This window comes from Alicyclobacillus dauci (assembly GCF_026651605.1).
In the GTDB taxonomy this organism is placed as follows: domain Bacteria; phylum Bacillota; class Bacilli; order Alicyclobacillales; family Alicyclobacillaceae; genus Alicyclobacillus; species Alicyclobacillus dauci.
In genome coordinates this window covers 1,178,465-1,200,930 of sequence record NZ_CP104064.1, presented here as the reverse complement: position 1 = coordinate 1,200,930, position 22,466 = coordinate 1,178,465, and the positions used below count along the sequence as shown (strand labels likewise).

Here is a 22,466-nt window from a genome sequence, read left to right as displayed (position 1 = left end):
GAACCACACTCACCGACCCTGAAAATTTGGTGTCCGCTTTTCCAGGAATGCGGACGTTCCCTCCACTTTGTCGTCCGTTGAGAAGAGAACGGCTTGAGCCAAGCGCTCAATCAAGAGACCTGTCCGTTGGTCTGTCTCCAATCCCGCCTTGACAGCCATCCGAGCCAGACGCAGCGCAACTGGTCCTTTCCCCATCATCGATGACGCGACGCCATGTGCCTTTTCCAGAAGTCCACTCGCGTCCGTCACGTGGGAAACCAAGCCAATTCGTTCTGCTTCACGCGCGTCCACCATGCGGCCTGTGAGAATCATCTCCAGCGCACGCCCCTTTCCAACGAGACGTGCGAGACGCTGTGTGCCGCCTGCGCCCGGGATAATCCCCAAGTTCAGTTCGGGCAATCCGAACTTTGCGTTCTCCGCGGCGACGCGAACATCGCACGCCATGGCGAGCTCACATCCCCCACCCAGTGCATAACCGTTCACCGCCGCTACAGTTGGTTTTTCATAATCCTCGATGTCGTCGTACAGGCGTTGCATTTCCCCCCGCAAAGCGTCAGCAAATGTCCGATCCCACAATTGGCTGATATCCGCACCTGCGGCGAATGATTTTTCTCCTGCGCCGGTGAGAACAACAACACGTACGGCTTCATCCATTGCGATCTCGCCCAGGATCTGGCGCAGCTCGCGCACCACTTCTGCGGACAGTGCGTTGCGCACCTCCGGCCTGTTGATAGTCACTGTCGCGACGCCGTCGCGACGTTCGACAAGCAGCGTATCGTATGTCATGTATCCATTCCCTCCGCTCGTAATTTTCTTCGGCATACGGCCAGGCCGGAAGCATCCTGTATAGTGGTTTGCATGCTTATATTTCATATTTGAAACTATGTTTCGTATTATAAAATTATGATAACTTTTGGCCATAAAACATGTCAAACACATATTTAAGCCCTTCGAAGAACAGTGCGACCTGGCCATCCAAACGCCGATCGATGAGACCAATGTGATATTTTAAATATCCAAATCAAGTTGACGTCTCCGCAAAATGCCATATAACCGATAAAGCCGATGTGTTTTATGCACATTTGCTCGATGGGCACTAAGTCAATCCGATGAAGAGTTCAGTAGAAGAGCAAACGGTCCGCTTATCATACAAAAGCTATGGAATCCGCGGACAGAGATACGATGTTTAAACATAGGGGGATCAGTCTATATGGCAAAAGCTAAAGGATGGCTGACAGCGACTTCAGTCGTTGCCGCGTCCGCGCTCTTACTCGCTGGCTGTGCCGACAACAGTGCGGCAACGTCAAACAACGGATCGTCGTCAAAGGCCGACAGCTCACCTGCAGACGGTGGTACGCTTACCGTTGCACAGGGTACCAAGTGGAACGATGAATTCATTCCAAACTTGGATTCAAGTGGTTACACGGCTGCAATGACACAACTTTCATTCGATCCGCTGCTCAACGTGAACAACAAACTTCAACTCGTTCCTTGGTTGGTTCAAAAGTATCAGTATTCGAGCGACCACAAGACCATAACCTGCTGGCTCCAACCGAACGCAAATTGGTCCGATGGCCAACCTATCGTGTCGAAGGACGTTTTGCTCGACATGGACTTTTTGGCCTCACCTGCGTATAACGGACCTCACATGCAAGGTCAAGCCGGGTATTTGGTCGACAACATTGTCGGTGCGTCGAAGATTCTCAAAGGTCAGGCGAAATCCTTTGGTGAAACAGGCGGCTTCACTATCGTCAGCGACAAAGAGTTCAAAGTTCATGTAAGCCAGGCGGACGCGGCCTTCATCACGGCGGATTTGGCCAACATTACGCCACTGCCATACCACATCTTAAAAGATACCCCGTTCTCAGATTGGCTGGATATGAAGTACAACAAACTGCCAACTGTCGTCTCCGGTGCGTACATTCCCGTCTCTGCAAATTCACAGTCCATTGATACGTTTAAAGCCAATCCAAACTACTGGCGCGGGAAACCGCATATTTCTAAGGTTGTTCTAGAACAAACCAGCCCTGATGTAGAACCAGGGTTGATGGCGAGCGGTCAACTCAGTTTTGCAATCAACGGGATTTCTGCCAATGACAAAATTAAAATGAAGAAGGATCCCGACATCACTGAAACAACGATGCCAAGCACCGAGTATGCATTTTTGGGCTTAGAGGACAAAAAGCCTTACCTCTCGGACGTGCGCGTGCGTCAGGCACTCGCTTATGCAATCAATCGAGATCAAATCATCAACGGCATCTTCCAGGGCATGGCTGTCCCCACCAACTCGCCAACACCTGACAGCTACAGTTGGGCAAGTACGCCAGCAAGTCAGCTCAACCAATACAAGTACGACCCGAAAAAAGCAGAACAACTGCTGGATCAAGCAGGCTATGTGAAAAAGGGACAATGGCGGATCGATCCGAAAACCGGCAAAACCCTCGTACTTCACTTAGCCACGACAGCAGGAAGCGCAACTGGAACAACGGAGGCAGCAGCAATTCAACAAAACCTACAAGCAGTTGGTCTTGATGTCGTGGAAAACAGCCCGATCGACTTCAGTACCCTGGTCAACCATCTCCAGAACAACGATCCCAATATTGACATGTGGCTAATGGGCAACAGTATGGGTCCTGACCCCGACCCACGTGGCACTTGGGGAACGCAAGACCCCGGCAACTACGGACATTACTCGAATCCGGAAATTGACAAACTCATTTACAACACGTGGGCTCTGCCATCCGACTTCACCCAAGCAGGTCGCGGGCAACAGTTCCAAGCATTCAACAAGTTTGTCAACGAGCAACTGCCGGTCATTTTCTTGTTCAACTATCAAAACGTGCAAGTATACAGCAGCAAAGTTCAGATCCCAAGCAAATACTTTGGCCCGATGGGTGCCTGGCCCGTCAGTCCAGATTGGTCAATTTCCAAGTAAATCATCATTAAACACGAAGTTTCCGTACAAAGACTGGTTGAAGCGCCGTCCCGCTTTGACCAGTCTTTGTTTCACTTGGAGTAGAATATGCGGTTGCTGACAGCCAAGCATGGGAACGTTACAGACAGATTTCCGCTACATATTTTGATGGACAGGAGAAGGTAAAAAACTGTGAATGACTCAAATGTCATCGCCGAAATTCAAGCGTCATCCATGAGGTTAAATGGTATTTCCGATTTCGATACCATCATCGACTCCATCGGAAGCTCAAAATATGTCCTACTCGGTGAAGCATCTCACGGTACTTCGGAGTTTTATCGGCTTCGTGCCGAACTGTCGAAGCGTCTCATTCTGGAACACGGTTTCACGTTTATCGCCGTCGAGGGAGACTTCCCCTCTTGCTTTGCCTTGAACCGATACGTCAAGGGAGACAAAAACACACCGAGCACGGCCAAACAGGCCATGAAAATCTTCCAGCGCTGGCCGACTTGGATGTGGGCGAACGAGGAAATTGCCAGTTTCCTTGAGTGGATGAAAGTAGAGAATTCGCCTCGTGGTAGCAACCGTCAAGTCGGGTTCTACGGAATCGACATGTACAGCCTGTGGGAGTCCATGGACGAAATCGTCAAACATCTTGAGCGGATACAGGCCCCAGAACTGGAAGATGTCAAAAAAGCATTTTCGTGTTTCGAACCGTACGGCCGCAATGCACAGACGTATGGACTGTCTGCAACATACATGTCCGAACACTGCGAGGACGAAGTCGTCAAAGCCCTTCTGGAACTGCGATCACACCGCCAACACGACCCCTCCCACCCCGAGTCGACGATGGCACTCGACCTCAATGCCATGGTCACGTTGAATGCCGAGCGGTACTACCGAGCGATGTTCCATCCGGGCCCTGAATCATGGAACGTTCGCGATACGCATATGGTCAAAGCGCTCGAGCGCATCATGGCGTTCCACGGCGACAATGCCAAGTGCATCGTCTGGGAACACAATACGCACATCGGGGATGCTCGTTTTACGGACATGATCGACGAAGGAATGGTCAACGTCGGACAATTGCTCCGGGAACGCCACGGGACAGAAGAAGTGTTCCCCATTGGCTTCGGCACACATCGTGGCACCGTGATCGCTGGCAGTGAATGGGGTGCGCCCATGCAAGTCATGCCCGTGCCAAACGCCCAGCCCGGCAGTTGGGAAGACCTCATGCATCGGGCCGGGGACTTTAACCAACTCCTGCTGTTCAAAGACCGCGATTGGTCGCTCGACGACCCACTCCCACACCGCGCCATCGGCGTCGTCTATGAACCACTCGATGAACGCGGGAATTATGTCCCGACGATCATGCACCGCCGGTATGACGCCTTCGTATTCGTGGAAGAGACGCAGGCGCTGCGTCCGATCGAGCTGGCTCGGGTTGAGGTGTGATGACGGCGGGGCGGCTGGGGGGAGAGCGCGTGAGGCGCACGGAGGCTGGGGGGGCGGGCAGTCGGGCTGGGTTATATCGGGCCACCGGACAACCCAGACCGCAATCTAAACGTGGGGATTAGCGGACCCACATTACCCTACCAATTTGGCCCCGCTCACCTGTCAGCCAGGAACGGAAATCAGCACCGTTATACAGCCAATATCGGGAGTCCGAGGGGTGATCAATGGTACATAAAGGTCTCTTGGTTTCTTGTTGCGCAGTTGGCGCCAGTGGAAGAGGCGACAGCTGAACAAGGATACCTTACGAAATCGAGAACCGCCGTCCGTCCACCCACCGCCAACATCAGCCGCGGGCCCAGCGCCCGTCGAGGTCCCTATGCGGCACATTCCCCCGAACACCGAGCCCCTAATGTCCGCCCCTTAGGCGTCGCGATTTGGCCAGAACTCGGCCGGACTTCACCTCGAGGAGGCCCTCTGGTGCCAGCCGGATCGAAGGGAGATGGGTGGCGGACATGAATAGCAAGGAATAGAGCGGATCGGCATGCGTATAGCCAAACCCAACCATCAACTCGACAAAACGCGATGTTTCCTCAATGAGTTGGTCCATGCTCAACCGACTCATCGTCCCAAGCAGGGGAAGGGACAATTCATACAAGCATTCTCCCCCGTGGAATAGCGTAATCCCCCCGCCGCTGTCGCGAACGCGATTCACGGCCAGTGCCATTTGCTCCGGATCACGTCCCAGTACCACCAAATCGCCACTCAACGTGTAGGTTGTGGCAAGTGCGTCAAATTCCCCAAAGCCTGCGACGAGGGACGTCGTGATCCACTCACCCGTGCGACTCAACAGCGCGCTATACATGCACCCGCACCCTTCCATCAACTGCGTGCGGCCAGGAATGGTTGGCAATTCCCTGGTTCGATAGCGCGTGATCACGGCATTTACATATTCCATCACAGGTGCCTGTCCGTTCGATACGCCCACCTCGAACCATTCGCTACGCGCGGAATGCGTGAACATGGGCTTCGTTTGACACCCGAGTGCCGTCCAGTCGACATCCGGTGAGCCCACTGCCAGTCTCCCGTCCTCCGCGACGAGGCGTCCGTCTGTCATCACCTTTACAGGCATTGGGTTGCGTAAGTCCTCAAGAAACAGAATATCCGCGATCCGCCCCGGACTGATGCCCCCCAGTTCCGCATCCAATCCGTAATACACGGCCACATTCAACGTCGCCACGCGATAGGCGATAGCGGGGTCCAATCCCGCTTCGATGGCAATGCGCACGCACGCATCGATCAAGCCATCTCGCAAGAAAAACGGCGGCGAACCGTCGGTCGTAAAAGACACCCTATCCCACGCCGTGAATCCCTCAGCGAGCAAGCCGCGGACAATCTCATACAAGTCCGGGCGGATGGAAGAATGTCGAAGTGCGGCGTGGTATCCCAGTCGGACTCGTTCTAGCACATCCTTGGCAGAAATGCTCTCGTGGCACGCAGTCGCCCCCGCAGCCGCCACTGCGTTGAGCGTTGCCGGGGAGGCGCCGGGATTGTGTGTCTCCAGCCGCTTGCCCGACTCCCTGGCACGCCATCCTCTGTCGGCCATTGTTTCGTCAGCGTCAATCAAGTCTTTCCAGAAGGTCAGTTCCCCTGCCTGTAAGACCAGCGGGTGAGAAAGCGTCTGTTCCACTCGCTCCATCGTGAATTTCAGTTGGGCTTCTTCTTGTTTGATTTGCGGATCGAGACGACACCACCAGTAGTGTTTCACTGGAAAATCGGACATTTCCGCAAATACGGACTCCATCTGAGTTTGATCCAGATTTAAAAAGAAGGGCAGGTTGTCTTGAATGAGCAGTGTTGTTCCACGAACAGCCGCGAAGTCAGCCAGCGTTTTCGGATTATATCCTTGAAAAGAGTGTGCATGCGGCTCGATGTAACCGGGTACGAGGTAATACTGCGCCGCGTCGATGATCTGTGTGTCGTCATCTACCATCGGTGATCGTTCACCGACATAGGCAATCCACTTGTCCCAAAGTGCGACATTCAGCCGTTCGATCTCGCCCGTATAGACCTGCAGCACCTTGGCATCCCGGATCCACACGGTAGCGGGCTTGCGAAACCTGGAAACGGCGATGAGATTCGCGTACTGTTCACGCGTCATCGGTCGGACTCTCGTTGTCATATCGCGATTCCCTCCCTATATATAAAAATGAATTGCATACAATGATTGCCCTTATTGTACACAAGAGAGAAGAGAGGATCTTCTCCAACGTCATGCCTTGGCGTTAGCAAACGCCGAGGTAGAGTTGCGAGAACATCCTCTCTTTTGTGTACCATTTGTACGACGTTGGAACATTCGTGTCGCTTATATCTTATTCACCCGTAAAGTTTGGTTTGCGCTTTTCGGCGAACGCCTCTACGCCTTCTTTGAAATCGGCGGTACTCCGCAGCATCCCGTATGCGTATCCTTCAATTTCCAGACCGCTCTGAAGGGATCCTTCTTGGGATGCATTGAGTACCTGCTTCAGCACCCTCGTAGCAAGGGGTGAAAACTGGAGCAGTTCGTCTACTAGGCTATCCACGGCGGATTCCAGTTCGTCTTGCGGTACGACCATCGTGAGCAGACCCCAGTCCAGCGCTTCTTTTGCGGGAATACGGCGAGCACGCATAATCATGTCCTTGGCCCTGCCAAGGCCGACCATCCGAGCAATGCGCTGTGTTCCCCCGCTTCCCGGAATCATACCGAGACGCAGTTCCGGCAAGGCCAAGAGTGTCGTTTCCGACGCAACCCGGAAGTCGCACGCCATGGCAATTTCCAGCCCGACACCAAATGTGTAGCCCTGGAGTTGAGCGATGACCGGCTTCGGAGACCGCTCGGGTGCAGCGACATTTTTGTGCAGCACGGACAGTTCTTCGGGATGACGCTCCATAAACTGGACAATGGTCCCGCCGGACGTAAACGCCCTGTCTCCTTCACCTTTCAAGATGATCACGTGCACCTCATCATCGCGATTCAGCAAGTCAAAAATATCGTTTAAATGTGCCCGTGCAATATAGCTGAGGGTGTTCATTTTCTCCGGTCTATCCAGCACCACAGTCGCCGTTTTCCTATCCCGGCGTTTTTCTACCCGAAGATGATCCCAGTCTCCCTGTAAAATCTCCACATTTGTTGTTGTTGTTGTCATGACGATACACTCTCCCTTGTGTTCAATTGGTTTTGTACAGCTTCATCGCGCAGCTTCCGCCGCAGCATTTTACCCACCGCACTCTTCGGCAGCGCGTCGACAAAATGATATTTCCGGGGCCGTTTAAAGTTGGAGAGACTGGGGCTCATCTTGCAGTATTCGTCCAGTTCGGACGCGGTAAGCGACTGATCCCTGGCCACCACATAGGCCGTGACAACCTGTCCCCACCTGTCATCTGGTAGACCCACAACGGCCACTTCCGACACTTTCGGATGTTTGGCCAACACGTCTTCCACCTCGAGCGGGTGAATATTCTCCCCGCCGGAAATGATCATGTCGTCTACGCGCCCAAGGACATAAAGGTCTCCGTCTTCATCGAGGAGTCCCATATCTCCCGTAAAGTACCAACCATCCCGAATGGCGAATTCAGTTGCGTCGCGCCTGTTCCAATATCCCTGAAACGATTCGATGGATCTGGTGTCGACGATAATCTCACCGGGCACCCCCACAGGTACGACATCGGTGGGCTTGCTGGTGCCGTTTGGATCGGCTACCACTACGCGCAACCTTTGATGAAAGCCCGGCTTTCCGGCGCAACTTGGTTTTCTATCAAGGTAGTTGCAAATCGAATACGTATACACTTCGGTCGATCCGTAGTGGTTGACGAACACTTCCGGCCGCAACCGTTCGAAGCACTGTTCTGTCAATGCCTTGGTCATCGCTGCACCCGCGTAGCCAAGTTTCTTGAGCGATGACAAGTCGTAGTCGGCGAAACTTTGGTGATTGACAATATCGTGAATAATGGTTGGTACGAGATATATACACGAAATATTCTCTGCCTGGAGAATGTTCAGAATCGATGTCGCGTCGTAATCGGGCGTCATGACAATTTTCCCATTGATGAACGCCATCGACAGAAGCGACCTCATACCCATCGTGTGGTACAAAGGCATCACACCAAGCGTACTCTCAGCTGTTCTGTACTGATTCTGAATGATGTGCGCCACGGCGGCACCATACTCGTTCTCATGCGTTCGAGGCACACCTTTTGGACGTCCTCCAGTTGTACCCGACGTGTACAACATGAGGCAGACATCGCTAGCCTGAATTGCACTGCGATCCGGCCGATCCGTCCCACGCTTTCGCAAATCATCAAAGCTCACGTTTGCCCCGCTTGCACCGCAGAGTCCTATGCGAATGGTATCGACGTCTTTCATCGCTTGGGTTACTGCCTGCTCACTGGCCGGTTCGTAGATAACCGCCTTTGCTTGCGAATCACGCATGCAGTATTCTACTTCCTCAAGAGATAAGCGGAAGTTAATCGGCGTGAAGATAGCACCCAGTTTCTGAATCGCCCAGTACAGCACAACCATTTCAATGCGGTTCTTGAGGACGAGGAGAAGCCTGTCGCCTTTGCCGATGCCGAGCGTTTGTAACCCGCTCGCAATCCGATTTGCTTCATCATTCAACTCTCTGTACGAGAGCCGAATGTCATCCTGAACCACTGCTTCGTGGTTGGGATGACGTTCTACCGCAAACTCAAACAGTGTTCCCAAGTCCACGGTTACTCACCTCCCATAGACCAGTCATTCGTCTTCCGGATGGCTTCCACGATACTGATGTAACCCGTACATCGGCACAAGTGTCCGGATAGCATCTCTCTCGTTTCTTCAGTCGATCGCTTTTCTCCCGATTGGAGAAACTCGGATGCTGACATGAGAATCCCAGGTGTGCAAAATCCGCATTGAAGTGCGTGACACTCCGAGAAAGCTTGTTGGAGCCGTCGACCGAGTTCACTCTGTGCAAGCCCTTCGACCGTCGTGATCTCAGCTCCGTCGGCCTGTACAGCCAACATTAAACAGCTCCGCACGGCCGATCCGTTGACGAGCACCGTGCAAGTACCACAAACACCGTGTTCACAGCCGACGTGAGTACCGGTCAACCCGCAGTCATCGCGCAGAAAGTCGCTCAACAACTTGCGCGCCTCCACTTCTTCCCGGTATAACTTGCCGTTCACCGTCAGTTGGATTTCGATAGTACTCTGAGACAACGCCTGAATCATTCCAGTTCCTCCCTTCCGCTGGCTCGAAGATACGCTGTCCGTACAGCCTTTTTGACGTAAACACGGGCCAAGTTCATCCGATACTCGCGGGAGCCGTGCAGATCACCTTCAGGATCAATGTTGTCGCAGGCCAGGAGGCTTAGTTCATCCAGCAGTGACTCTGACAACTTCTGGCCCTGTAAGAGCTCCGCCACTGAATCCACGACAACCGGAACGGCATCGACGCCGCCAATGACCAGGCGAGTCGATGTAACGCGATGGTCGGGGTCCACACCCAATACGCAGCCTGCGTCCACCATGGCAAAATCACCGTGTCGACGACTGAATTCCGTGAAGGCATAGCCTCGGGGAACCGTGTTCACGGGAATTTTGACCTCGGTCAAGAGCTCATCTGTCGCTACATCGGTCGTCAAATAAGTCACGAAAAAGTCCTGCAATGCCACTTCCCGCTTGCCTTCGGCACTTTCGATCACGGCCACGCCATCTAACGCCAGAAAGGACAGCGGCAACTCCGCTGTGGGATCGGCATGGACGAGGCTACCGCCCACGGTGCCGCGGTTGCGCGTTTGAACATGACCGATAAACGGGACAGCTTCTGCTATCAGTGGTGCATGGGCTCGAACCAAATCTGACTTTTCCAAGTCGCGTTGGCGCGTCAGCGCACCGATGTGCAACCAGCCGTCTTCCAGGCGAATGTAGGCCAAATCCTTGAGGTGATTGATATCGATGAGACATCCCTGGACAGACAACCGCATATTCAAAATGGGGAGCAAACTTTGCCCGCCAGCAAGCAACTTGCCCTCACTTCCGTGTTGCGCAAGTAACTCAAGTGCCTCCTCCAAGGTATCCGGGCGGTAGTAATCAAAGGGTGCTGGTTTCATGTGGGTCACCTCCCCGCGCTCTCGAACGCATCACGCAGAGCGCTCAGAAAGTTCAATTTCTTTTTTTAGACGCTTGAAGAAATCACCGATAATGAGCTTTGCCACACCGCCTAACATGCGTTGCCCAATGCCGGCGATTTTCCCTCCGGCTGCGGCAGTATAACTGTAGGTCAACGTCGTTTTTCCATCCGATTCAGTCAACTCAATGACCCCTTCAGCATCGACATGACCAGGCGCTCCTTCGCCGTGGACGATCAGTTTGTACCCCTCGTGCGGCTTGATGTCTGCCAGTTGGATTATGGCATCGTACTTGCCTTTCACCGCAGCTATACCAATGGAAATGTTGGCGTGATACTTGTTGTCTTCAAGCGGTTCCATCGACTCACAACCAATGATGCATTTCGCCAGGACGTTCGGGTCCAAGATCTTTGACCAGACCTGTTCAATCGATCCGCTGAGCAACACACTTCCCGAACCGTTCATATGAGCTCCTCCTCCAATTCCCGGATTTCAGATCCCTGTATGGCCTCCCAAATGCGACTTGGCGATAGCGGTAAAGCGGTGATACTGACACCGAGGGGTCGGAGTGCGTCGGACACGGCATTGGCAATGGCCGCCGGAGCGCTCATCGTGTTTCCTTCTCCCAGTCCTTTCGCACCAAGTGGTGTAATAGGGGACGGCGTCTCCAGGTGTCGGATGGTCACGGGCGGAATTTCCGTAGCCGTTGGACACAAGTAGTCCATAAACGAACCTGTTAAAAACTGCCCGTTTTCGTCGTAGGCGAGTTCTTCGAACATGGCTCCACCCAGGCCGTGCACCAAACCGCCCATGATTTGGCCATTGACGATGAGCGGATTGAGCAATTTTCCTGCGTCGTGAATGGTGATGTAATCCAGGATCTCGATCTCGCCCGTTTCCGGGTCCACTTCCACCGTTACCGCGTCCGCCACGAAGCCATATGTCGCGGAACCATTCACCTTATCGTCCGGAGTCGGGGACTTTGACGTCTCCAATGTGAAGAATGCCGTTTCGTACACGCCCGGTTCCATGCCGTCCGGCAAACCTTCCGGGTTCCAATGGGCAGAACCGACCAATCTGCGCAAAGAGATTTGACGTTCAGATTGCCCGCGGACAAACACCTTCCCGTCGCCTACCATCAATTCGTCCACTTCTGCTTCGAGCAGCGGAGCGGCGATGTTGAGCAGCTTGTCGCGAACTTTTCGTGCCGCCTCGTAAACGGCGCTGGAACCAATCGGTGCGAATCGACTGGAGTAACTCCCAGATGCCACGGACCACGGACTCGTCAAGGTATCCATCTCCGCAACCACTTTGACGGTAGACGGCGCTACACCGAGAACGTCGGCGACAATCTGTGCTGCCACCGTTTCGTGACCTTGTCCAGTGGGGACCGTGCTGATGCGAACACTGATGGAACCGGACGGATCGATGGCAACCGTAGCGCCCTCCGTACACCCCGATTTCGGCAGCGACTTCGCTCGTTCTTCAGGCGTTAAGGCTAGCGTGATGTAACCCATATTCGATCCCGACGGCTCCACCACGCAAGCCAGTCCCACGCCAACATACCTGCCCTTCGCACGCGCCTCTTTTTGCCGCTCTCGAAAACCGAGGTAGTCCGCTGTCTCCAGAGCCTGCTCGAAGGCCTTCAAGTAATCGCCGCTGTCGTATATGCCGCCAGTGGCCGTGGTGTATGGGAACTCGTCCGTCCGGATCAGGTTCTTGCGGATGACATCGGCCGGATCGAGATCCAGTTGAAAAGCGATTTGCTGCATGATTCGCTCCAACGGGAAGTAAAATTGAGGCCCGCCGTATCCGCGAATCAACCCGGTTGGACTCTTGTTCGTCATCACGGCGATTGTTTCCATGTGCAAGTTTTGAATCCGATATGCTCCTGTGCTGGCCGAGTGCATCCGGTAGAGACAGGCCGGTTCGGGTGCGCGGATATATGCACCCACATTGTCGACCATCTTCATCTTCAAACCAAGGACGGTCCCGTCCTTGCGAACTGCCGCTTCGATCCAGGTCACCCTGTCGGTTCCGCTAGAGCTGGCAGACAGATGTTCCTGCCGGTCTTCAATCCATTTGACAGCGAGCCCCGTCTTCTTTGAAACAGCCGCCATCAGGACCATGTAGGGAAACACACCAGACTTGATGCCGTAACTGCCGCCAACATCCTTCGGCACGACAACGCGCAGGCGGTTCCCCGGCACTTGCAGCGCTGCGCACATGACCGACTGCATGGTAAACGGTCCGTGGAAATTGGACCATATGGTGTAACTGTCCGTGCTTTGCTCGTATTTCGCGATAACGCCGTACGTTTCAACTGGCGTGGCACTAAACTTCGGAAACGCAAACTTATCTTTTAGAATGAAATCCGCTTCTTTAAAAGCGCTTTCAGAGTCACCGTAGTCGAACACCCTGCGGTTCGCGATATTGGAACCAACCCGCTCGTGCAGAATCGGGCTGTCTGGACGAAGTGATTCCTCGATGTCGATCACCGCCGGCAAAGGCTCATACTCGACTTGAAGCAAGTCCAGTGCGTCTTCGGCGATGTAACGGTTCTTTGCCACGACGACAGCAACTGGTTCGCCAACATAGCGGACCTTATCTACTGCCAGAGGATAGTACGCAACGTCGACCGTCACGCCAACCGGGAATGGCCGCAGCATTGCCGCAATATCTGCGCCTGTGACAATACCCTTTACGCCACGCAATTGCTCAGCGTCGTCCGTGCAGATGCGTTTGATTTTGGCGTGCGGATAAGGGCTGCGTAAAATCGCCACGTGATGAACGCCCGCAACCGGACTCATGTCCTCCATAAACGAACCTTGACCTGACGTCAAACGCGCATCTTCCACCCGCTCCATGGGCCGGCCAATGTACTGTGTGTCCATGCATTCTCCTCCTCTCCGAATATGCAAATGATTTCAACTTCTTAATTAAATTATAGGAGAGGTAGTTGTATTCCAGTTTCAAGATCCGCTTGTAAGCGCTTTTGTTTTGATGCTCACTTCCGGAGCCCCATGATCGTCCTTAAAATTCGAAAACAACGCCCGGTAATCACTGGGGGTACGCCCGTCAATGCGCTTGAATGTGGTCGCAAAGTAACTGGCGTTGGAAAATCCTGTACTGTTCGCGACGACATCCATTGATAATGCGGTCATGCGCAATAAAAGTTTTGACTTTTTGATCCGAAAATTCGTCAGGTATTCGGTGAATGTCGTTCCCATCTCCGCCTTGAACAACCGACTGAAGTACGACGGACTGAGATAAACCTTTTCCGCCACTTCTTGCATGGTGATGGGCTCTTGGTAGTGCGAAGCTAAATACGCTAGGACACTTTCAATCGGGTTGCCGAGATCGACAGCGCCATTTGTGTCGTGCGAACCGTCTTTCTTGAATTGGCTTCCCTGGCGAAGTAGTCGCAATTGGAACAGTCTGTCGAAGAGTGCCAGGAGTTCAGACTTGGACAGTGGCTTGAGTAAATATCCGGAACAGCCTGCGTTGATGGCTTCATAAACCGGATCGAACATCTTGAGTTGTGTGATCACGATGGCAAACGTCTGCGGGTGCAGTTGTATGGCCTGTTTAGCAAAATCCACGCCGCTCATATCGGGCAGGGACATATCGAACAGGACCAAGTCAGGCTGGCTCTGCTTCAGAACGTGAAGTCCTCGTTCCGCAGTCGTAGACACTGTGGTCGTCAAATAGTTGTACTGGCTGTTTTCTAGCATGACATGAATCTCCCGACAACACTCCGCATCATCATCCACAATCAGAAGATCTGTCATTTTAATCCCACCTCGTGTAAAGAATCATTTAGCATCGACCAAGGCGCGTCGCAATATCTTACCGTTTGGACCTGTCGGGATGTTGTCGACAAAAATATATTTGCGTGGTCGCGCGTAGGCGGACAAACTGCGGTGGTTCTTGCAGAACGAATCCAACTCAGCAACGGACAGAGACGGATCGCTCGGAACGACGTAGGCGACAACAATTTGCCCCCAGCGCTCATCGCTTTCACCGACAATGGCTGCCGATTGCACCTTCGGATGTGCCCCTAATACTTTTTCGACTTGCAAGGGCGAGATGTGTTCGCCACCGGAAATGACCATCTCATCGACACGCCCGACGACAAACAAGTCACCGTCCTCGTCGTAGTAGCCGAGGTCACCAGTAAAGTACCAGTTATTGCGAATGGCACGCCGGGTTAAGTCCGGGCGGTTCCAATATCCCTTGAACGCTTCGTCTGACCCTGCATGCACGATGACCTGTCCAATCTCCCCAAGGGCTACCACATCCTCAGGCTCTGCTTCGAGACTGGGATTGACCAATCGAACGAGTTGGTTGATCCCCGCCTTGCCCGCACACCCAGGCTTCTCACCTGGAATCGAACAAGTTGTGATGGTGTACACTTCTGTACTCCCGTAGTGGTTCACAAACAGTTCTGGCTTAAACGCGCGCAGACATTCCTGAACGAGCCCCTCCGACATGGGCGCGCCCGCATAGCCGATTCTCCGTAGGGATGACAAATCGTATGTTTGTATTCCTCCACTTTTCAACAACTCGTGGTACATCGTTGGAATCATGTACAAATCGTTGACCTTTTCGCTAGCCAGAAGTCGCAGTACGACCCCCGCGTCAAAGTCTGGCGTGATGACGTACTTTCCGCTCAGGATACACATGGTGACGAGTGAACGAAGACCCATCGTGTGATGCAGCGGCATTGCACCAAATGTACTGTCATCCCGTTCGTATGCGTTCTGAATGATGTGTGCGACCGCGGCCGTGTACTCGTTCTTGTGTGAGCGAGGCACACCCTTTGGGTTGCCTGTCGTCCCGGATGTATAGAGCATAACCGCGATGTCGTCATCAGGATAAGCAGGCCAGGTCGCTTCAGGAGAGCCCTTCTCCACCAGTTCACGATACGCGACGTCCGCGTCGTCCATTCCTACACTGATGAGCAGGGGCCTTACGTCAAAACGAAATTCTGTGGATACTTTCTGGCTGGCTTTCTCGTAAACAATGACTTTGGGCTCAACGTCATTGATACAGTATTGAACATCCTTTCCAGACATGCGGTAGTTAATGGGCGTAAAGATGGCGCCTAACTTTTGCACAGCCCAGAAGAGGCACACGGATTCAATTCGATTCTTGAGCAGTACCATCACACGATCACGTCTACCAATCCCCAGCTTGCGAAGCGAAGACGCCAAGCGGTTTGCTTCGGCGTTTAACTCACCGTAGGTATACCGCTTCTCATCTTCCACAATGGCCACCGAATGAGGAGAACGGCCAACAGCAAATTCAAGAAGTGTGCCTAAGTCCACGTGATCACCCCCGTATCGCACACATTAGTAGAGTCCATCAAGCAGTGCTCGAACATCAAGTGCAGTTGCCGGACGCGGGTTAAAACGAAGTTGAACGCTTTGCATGCTATCTTTGGCAATCCCGTCGAGCATGTCCTCGGTGACGCCCACGTCCCGAAGGTGCTGGGGAATACCGATGTCCATGGCTAGCTGACGCACCAAGACGGGTGCGTCCTGCTCTGTGGCGGCAGAATCTCCGGAAAGAATGCGGGACACGACACGGAACTTCGTACGATTGGCCCGCAGATTGTAATCCATGACTGCCGGCAACAATAGTCCAATAGCCACGCCGTGCGGGACGTGTGCATAGCCGCTTACCGCTGCGGCAATGGCGTGCGTCAGCCCCAGAAATGAGTGGTTGAACGCGACACCAGCCAGTAAACTCGCTTGTGCCATACTGTACCGGGCCAATCTATTTTCACCGTAGAAAACGGCCGTACGCAGATGCTCGCCGACCAATGCCACAGCAGACTCCGCCAACTTTTCGGAAAACGGATTGGCTGCTCGGGACACATACGTTTCCACCGCGTGTGCGAGGACATCGATGCCGGTTGAAGCGGTGATATGTGATGGGACGGTGCGGGTGAGAGCGGGATCGACAATGGCGATATTTGGAGCCAGAAACGGGCTGGTGACAGTCACTTTGACTTTGTTCTCCCAGTCTGAAAAGACACCGAAAAATGTTACTTCACTGCCCGTACCGGCTGTTGTCGGCAGGACGATTAAAGGGATATTCCGGTTCGGTCGAATTGGTTTTGCCTGCAATCCGGAATAGTCTCGGATATGTCCACCCTGCAGAGCGACAATCCGCGCCCCTTTCGCCGTATCCATGGAACTGCCGCCACCAACCGCTAAAAGCAAGTCCCCGCGCATGTCAGAAAACCGTTCGGCCACCTTGTGAACAGTCTCCACGCTTGGGTCTGGTTCGACGTCCGCGTAAACTTCCACTTCCACACCGGCATTTCGCAACAATTGTTCGATAGAATCTATGAGACCAGTTGTCATTAACCCGGAATCTGTGACCAACAGGACTCGCTCAGCTTGAAATGACTTGACGTGATCCGGCAGTTCCTCCAGCTTTCCCTCCCCGAAGTGTACGTTTGTCGGAATGAACATCTGGAACGAATTCATCATTCAGCCTCCTAAAAAACGCATAGTGCCCGTAGAACCTCGGGTTAAAACGTGATATTGATATGCTTGGCTTCAGTAAATTCCAGAAGGCCATCAATTCCCCGTGTTCGGCCGATGCCACTTGACTTAAAACCGCCCGATTCAGCCTCCGCGTAATTTCGGTTATAGCCGTTTACCCACACCGTACCTGCTTGGATCTCCCGGGCTACTCGCATTGCCCGACTGAGGTTTTCCGCCCAGACGCCTGCCGTAAGGCCATACGCTGTGCCGTTGGCCAACTGAATGGCTTCTTGCTCGGTCTGAAATGATTGCACGGCAAGCACAGGTCCAAAAATCTCCTCTTGGATGACACGTGATGTTGTCGGCAGATCCGCGATGACGGTTGGGGCGACAAAAAAGCCGTGATCGTAACGCGGTCCAGATAATCGATTGCCCCCTGTGACGACGCGTCCCTCTCGGCGGCCATCCTCGATGTAGGCCAGAACGGCACTCATTTGCGTTTCAGAGATAATGGGCCCCATGTCCGTCGTTTCCAATGCCCCGTCGCCGACTTCGAGCTGTTCCGCATAGGCCTTGGCCAACTGGATCGCATCTTCATAGATGGACTCATGCACGAGCAAACGTGAACCGGCCATGCAAATTTGGCCAGAGGTCATAAACAAGGACCTGCAGGACGTCGTGATTGCCTTCTCTAAATCGGCGTCGTCAAATACGATGTTCGGCGATTTTCCGCCCAATTCCAGGGCAACTTTCTTGACTTGTCGAGCCGCTGTCTGCATGATTTGGACGCCGACTTGGGTGCTTCCCGTGAAGCAGATCATGTCAGTCCCTCGGTGTTCCACCAAGGCGTTGCCAACAGTCGCACCCCGTCCGGTCACAAGCGCGAGAATACCCTGTGAAAACTCGTCAATTCCCTCCAGCAGTTCAAAGAAACGAGCCGTGATGGCTCCAGTCCGATCCGCCGGTTTCACCACTACACCATTGCCCGCGGCCAGCGCTGGCGCCAGGTCTCGGAATAGCAGTAGGGCTGGCCAATTCCATGGCGTGATCATAGCCACCACGCCGACGGGCTCCCTCGTGATGAAGCCCATATTGTCCGCAGCAGGCTGAAATGTTCGCCCAAACACGTTGCGAGCCATACCCGAGTAATAGCGAAGAGAGTCGGAGCAGCCCTGTATTTCAACCCGCGCCTCTCGTATTGGCTTGCCGTTCTCAGCTGTCAAGAACGCTGCTAGGTCGTTCGCGTGTTCGTCGATCGCGTCCGCCCACTTGGCCAGGGCCGCAGCTCGACGGTGCGAGTTTTTGCCCCAGTCGGTTGTTTGAAAGGCGGATCGAACGCTCGTGACAGCACGGTCAACGTCCGCAACCGTGGAATCTTGCGTGTGCGCGACGACTTCCCCTGTCGCTGGATTGATTGAATCGAGCAGTTTCTGACTGATCGACGTCTGCCACTGACCATCGATAAAATTGCCGTATATCCTGTACAACTCGGCACCCCCATGAAAAATTGGAATAACGTAAGATCATCGCGTGAAACCGACCGTGGCTTTGGCGGACGGCTTCACGCTAGTTTGCATACTCAAGTGCCGAGTACTAATGAAGGTTTCCTTTCGTCTCTGGCGTCACAAAACTGCCAATCAGGTAGAGAATAAAGATGCCAATCGAGAAATAGACCAACGTGTGTGGAATGTTGCCGGTGGATCCGCTGGCCAGAGAGACAAACGTCGGCATCATTCCTCCAATGGCGAAGCCCATGTTCCATGAAAGGCCTGTGCCACTTGAGCGGATGGCAGTTGGAAAGCGCTCGTTCAAGTAAATGAGAATCGGCGCATACGCCGCGTTCCCGAGGAATGCCAGAATCAGCGCGTAGAGACTGATCATGCCCAAGGACGTTGCGTGCGCAAGTCCGATATACGACAGCGGCAGCCCGATCAAGCAGAGAATGCCCAGGATGATAAACATCTTTTTACGACCTGTGAAATCGCTCAAGTAACCAAACAACATGGCGGAGAAAATCGCCACAAAACTTGCTTCGATGAGAATCCCAGAAGAGGCGTTGTGAGATATCTTGTTCACGACCTTGAGAAACGTTGGCAAGAATCCAGATGTTAAGTAGTACGCAGCACCGCCACCTAAGACGATGAGCAAGTTGACCAACACGATTGGTAAATACTGCCCCGAGAATACCGTTCGCACAGGTGCCTTTGGCGCCGTCTGCTGTTGTTCGTGGGCCCGTTGTTGAGCCCACAACGGGGATTCCTCAAGTGACTTAAAGACAAAGAGTCCGAGAATGGAACAGAGGATTCCCGCAAAAAACATGAAGCGCCAGCCCCAGACGTTAAACTGATCGCCGGTGAAAATATTAGAAACGATGAGATAGACAATCGATGCAAACAGCGATCCGATGCCGGCACCGCCACCACCGACCAGCCCCGACATAAAACCTCGCCACTTGGGCGCGACTGTCTCGGTGCCGATAGTGTGGGTGGACGCCACAACGCCCCCTACGAAGACACCCTGAACCAGTCGGAACATGAGGAACAAAATAGGTGCCAAGGCCCCGACTTGGTGAACGGTCGGCAGAACACCGAGGATGGCTGTGCTAAACCCAACCCCTGTGACGGCCACGGTCATTGCTTTCTTTCTGCCGTTTCTGTCCGCGTAGGACCCGAAAATACCAGATCCGACAGGTCGCATAAGCAGTGTCACGGCGAAGGAAGCGTATACAGAAGCAAGCGACAAGGTCGGATTGCTAGACGGAAAGAACAATGCTCCGACAACGGGTGCTACGTATAGGAGAACAAACAAGTCAAACAAATCCAGTGACCATCCGAGAACGGATGCAATACTCGCAGAGACCACTTTGTTGCGTGGAACGGACAGATCATTTGTCTGTGTTATAGCAACATTCATTGGCACGATGGTTCCTCCCCCGTTGAACCACACGGTTTAATTTGCTGAAACGATCAGCTAACTACTTCCACGAGCTAGCTGAAAATATCTTTAAGGCGGCGTTCGTACAGTTTCATCAGGCGTTCTCGGCCTCGCTCTTCCGCTGGCGGATCGAACACTTCACCGTTAACGGTTAACGGCACGCCATAACGCACTTGAATAAGTGGCAGGTACTCGTTGTATACTGCTCGGATGCGCTCAGCATAGAGCGGGTTTTGGTGCGCGTAGTGCCGTAGCAATTGCATCCCAAAGCCCACGTGCCGCCCTTCATCCCGCTGGATACTGCGAAATCCCTCGGCTAAGCCCGGAAGCATTCCTTTACTAGCGAATACAGCTAAGAAAATTTGGTAGCCTGCGTTGGCTTGAACGCCTTCAATAATTCCCTGGTAATGCGTAAACGCTTCCACTAAGTGCAAAGTGCGGTCGTCCGAGCCGGATCGGTAACTCGTGAGAAGCGTCTCGGCTCTATCAACCAATGACTCGTGCACCGGATTGCTGAGTGCGCGCGTCGGTTTCTCAATTCCCAGAACTTCCTTGAAATAACGAGCGAAAAAGTCAGTGTGCTTAAATTCCTCCATGAGTTGCGTGCTGAGATAAGCTTGCTGCCAGGTTGTGGAGACCGACATTACCCATGGGCAGAAGACTTTGGCGACGTTTTCCTCCGCATTGTAAAAAGCACCGCAAAAATGCTCCAGATAGACTTGCAACGGTCTCTCCAGGCTGAGGAATTGCTCACGATCCCGTGATAAATCAATGTCTGCAGGATTCCACGTCCCAAACGTGACAGCTTTTCTCCACAAACGATACGCTGCCTCGTCCAATGGTTCGTCGGGCTCACCGAGGTCGATATCGTCCACTACATCATCGACGGATAATGCCAAATCCTGGTCCGTGTCTTGGTAATCGTAACGCGTGTCCACACGAATCCCTCACTTTCATGAGCGTATTCATCACGTATCTCACAGGCCATAGTCGCTTAAATTTACATCCTGATACCCTGGGATCTGGATCCGCAAATATCGAAATGGGTCGCTGTTGAGTGGGACTGTACAATCTAAGCCCATCTTGCTGCCAAACCCATCAGCGGTCGATGGATCCAGTTTCGAGCCTTGGGCGCCGTGAATGACAACGAGATCGCGATCCGCCTGAAAACGAGTCGCAATCGCCCATTCTACCTCCTCTGCGTCGAAAATGTTCACCTCCTCATCGACCACCACGACGTGCTTGATATCGAAGCTATTGGCAAACGCCGCTAGAATTGCGTTTTTTGCTTGCCCTTCCTGCTGCTTGCGAATGGATATCACGGCATGGTAACGACAGGTTCCACCTGGTGTCATGTGTACGCCGCGCACGGTCGGCACGGTTTGGCGAATCGTCTGATAGAGACTTGCTTCCCGAGGAATTCCACCCAGTAGCTGGTGTTCGCAACCGGCAGGGATAATTGTGTGAAAAATAGGGTTGTCACGGTGTGTCACGGCTTGAATCACAACAACTTCTTTGTCGCTCTTCGGCCCGTAGTACTTGGGAAACTCACCAAACGGGCCTTCCGGTTCACGCACGTCTGGAAGAATTCTCCCCTCCAGAACAATCTCTGCATTGGCCGGAATGTCGATGTCCACCGTCTCACAGCGGACCAATGGCAGGGGGCTACCACGCAGGGCGCTGGCAATTTCCAGTTCATCGACACCGAACGGGGTGCTTGCCTGCGACGCCAAAAGCGTTAATGGATCTGTGCCGATGACGATGGCGCACTCCAGCGGCTCTTGTCTCGCTTCTGCCTGCTTGAAGAGATGATAAGTATGACGGGGTAACAGAAGCACGCCGAGTTTGTTCTTCCCCGACACCTGGAGTCGGTGAATGGACACATTCTGTTTGCGCGTTTGTGGATCCCGAACGATGAACATACCGGCCGTGATGTAGGGACCGGAGTCCTCCGCATGATGAGTTGGAATCGGTAGGATCGTCGTCAAATCAACGTCGTCCTGTTCGATAATATTCTCCTTGACCGGCGCATTATCGTTGCTCACCAAAGTACAGGGCTCAGGATGTGCCACTGCACGGGTAAATCGTTCAATTAGCTCTTGGTCGGTCGTTTCACATGCCTCGGCAAACATCGTTCGCGTCGATGCAATTCCAGAGACGACCGACACCTGATGCCCAGCAACGTTCGTAAACAAAGCTGCTTTCTTCCCGTCGAGATGTTTCGCTACCGCCACTAGTTCAAACTTTGGACTCACCGATTTGTCAATACGGGCCAGTCGATTAGTGTCTTGCAAGAACTGGAGCCACGTGCGCAACGAATCGGCTCTCATGACAGAACCCTCCTTCTTCCCTCAGTCTGGCTGACATCGCCCATTTGGCTCATAAGCAACTGTAAGCGGATTCAGATAAACAATGACCGCTATGCTCGTGGAGCCAAATGTGTAATCGTTCATTTGTTTTGAAATTATATTCGAAATATTTCGCTTCGTAGGGCTCTTTTCCGATCACGACAAGAGAATG

The 22,466-nt window shown here is 53.3% G+C and carries 17 protein-coding genes; 2 read left to right on the top strand and 15 right to left on the bottom strand.

The annotated features are described in order from the left end of the window. Positions 1–9: 9 nt before the first annotated feature. The gene (locus tag NZD86_RS05880) at positions 10–786 is read right to left on the bottom strand and encodes an enoyl-CoA hydratase/isomerase family protein (RefSeq protein ID WP_268045562.1); all 777 of its coding nucleotides are present in this window, start codon (positions 784–786) and stop codon (positions 10–12) included. Positions 787–1,210: 424 nt separating this feature from the next. On the opposite strand from NZD86_RS05880, the gene NZD86_RS05875 reads away from it, so the two are divergent. Both NZD86_RS05875 and NZD86_RS05870 read left to right on the top strand, forming a co-directional pair. Continuing rightward, positions 1,211–2,935, top strand: coding sequence for an ABC transporter substrate-binding protein (locus tag NZD86_RS05875; RefSeq protein WP_268045561.1), 1,725 nt, complete (start codon positions 1,211–1,213; stop codon positions 2,933–2,935). 171 nt (positions 2,936–3,106) lie between these two features. Beyond that, a complete protein-coding gene (locus NZD86_RS05870) occupies positions 3,107–4,369 on the top strand; it encodes an erythromycin esterase family protein (protein ID WP_268045559.1) in 1,263 nt (420 codons plus the stop codon). 406 nt (positions 4,370–4,775) lie between these two features. On the opposite strand, the gene NZD86_RS05865 is transcribed toward NZD86_RS05870, so the two are convergent. The 14 genes from NZD86_RS05865 to NZD86_RS05800 all read right to left on the bottom strand — a co-directional run bounded on the left by NZD86_RS05865 (position 4,776) and on the right by NZD86_RS05800 (position 22,276). Beyond that, positions 4,776–6,548: an adenine deaminase C-terminal domain-containing protein gene (locus tag NZD86_RS05865; RefSeq protein WP_268045558.1), complete on the bottom strand. Its 1,773-nt coding sequence runs from the start codon at positions 6,546–6,548 to the stop codon at positions 4,776–4,778. A gap of 190 nt (positions 6,549–6,738) precedes the next feature. Next, positions 6,739–7,551, bottom strand: coding sequence for an enoyl-CoA hydratase/isomerase family protein (locus NZD86_RS05860; RefSeq protein ID WP_268045557.1), 813 nt, complete (start codon positions 7,549–7,551; stop codon positions 6,739–6,741). Continuing rightward, entirely contained in the window at positions 7,548–9,113 is a 1,566-nt protein-coding gene (locus NZD86_RS05855; RefSeq protein ID WP_268045556.1) for a class I adenylate-forming enzyme family protein, read from the bottom strand. Before NZD86_RS05855 ends, NZD86_RS05860 begins: the two co-directional genes overlap by 4 nt. 2 nt (positions 9,114–9,115) lie before the next feature. After that, positions 9,116–9,613, bottom strand: a complete 498-nt coding sequence (locus NZD86_RS05850; RefSeq protein WP_268045555.1) for a (2Fe-2S)-binding protein — start codon at positions 9,611–9,613, stop codon at positions 9,116–9,118. Beyond that, positions 9,610–10,494 (bottom strand): FAD binding domain-containing protein, encoded by an 885-nt coding sequence (locus NZD86_RS05845; RefSeq protein WP_268045554.1) that lies wholly within the window; start codon positions 10,492–10,494, stop codon positions 9,610–9,612. Before NZD86_RS05845 ends, NZD86_RS05850 begins: the two co-directional genes overlap by 4 nt. A 30-nt stretch (positions 10,495–10,524) precedes the next feature. Continuing rightward, on the bottom strand, positions 10,525–10,977 hold the full coding sequence (locus NZD86_RS05840; protein ID WP_268045553.1) for an SRPBCC family protein: 453 nt from the start codon (positions 10,975–10,977) through the stop codon (positions 10,525–10,527). Then, positions 10,974–13,406, bottom strand: coding sequence for a xanthine dehydrogenase family protein molybdopterin-binding subunit (locus NZD86_RS05835; protein ID WP_268045552.1), 2,433 nt, complete (start codon positions 13,404–13,406; stop codon positions 10,974–10,976). The genes NZD86_RS05840 and NZD86_RS05835 overlap by 4 nt, the downstream gene beginning before the upstream one ends. Positions 13,407–13,484: 78 nt before the next feature. Then, on the bottom strand, positions 13,485–14,303 hold the full coding sequence (locus NZD86_RS05830; protein ID WP_268045551.1) for a helix-turn-helix domain-containing protein: 819 nt from the start codon (positions 14,301–14,303) through the stop codon (positions 13,485–13,487). 24 nt (positions 14,304–14,327) lie between these two features. Beyond that, positions 14,328–15,842 (bottom strand): class I adenylate-forming enzyme family protein, encoded by a 1,515-nt coding sequence (locus tag NZD86_RS05825; RefSeq protein WP_268045550.1) that lies wholly within the window; start codon positions 15,840–15,842, stop codon positions 14,328–14,330. Between the two features lie 24 nt (positions 15,843–15,866). Then, a complete protein-coding gene (locus NZD86_RS05820; protein WP_268045549.1) occupies positions 15,867–17,012 on the bottom strand; it encodes an iron-containing alcohol dehydrogenase in 1,146 nt (381 codons plus the stop codon). A 44-nt stretch (positions 17,013–17,056) separates the two neighbouring features. Then, on the bottom strand, positions 17,057–18,499 hold the full coding sequence (locus NZD86_RS05815; protein WP_268045548.1) for an aldehyde dehydrogenase family protein: 1,443 nt from the start codon (positions 18,497–18,499) through the stop codon (positions 17,057–17,059). Positions 18,500–18,605: 106 nt separating this feature from the next. Further along, positions 18,606–19,925 carry an MFS transporter gene (locus NZD86_RS05810; RefSeq protein ID WP_268046804.1) on the bottom strand — a complete coding sequence of 440 codons (1,320 nt, stop codon included), beginning with the start codon at positions 19,923–19,925 and terminating at the stop codon, positions 18,606–18,608. 74 nt (positions 19,926–19,999) lie between these two features. Further along, entirely contained in the window at positions 20,000–20,884 is an 885-nt protein-coding gene (locus NZD86_RS05805; RefSeq protein ID WP_268045547.1) for a R2-like ligand-binding oxidase, read from the bottom strand. Between the two features lie 39 nt (positions 20,885–20,923). Then, a complete protein-coding gene (locus NZD86_RS05800) occupies positions 20,924–22,276 on the bottom strand; it encodes a UbiD family decarboxylase (protein WP_268045546.1) in 1,353 nt (450 codons plus the stop codon). Between the last annotated feature and the right edge of the window lie 190 nt (positions 22,277–22,466).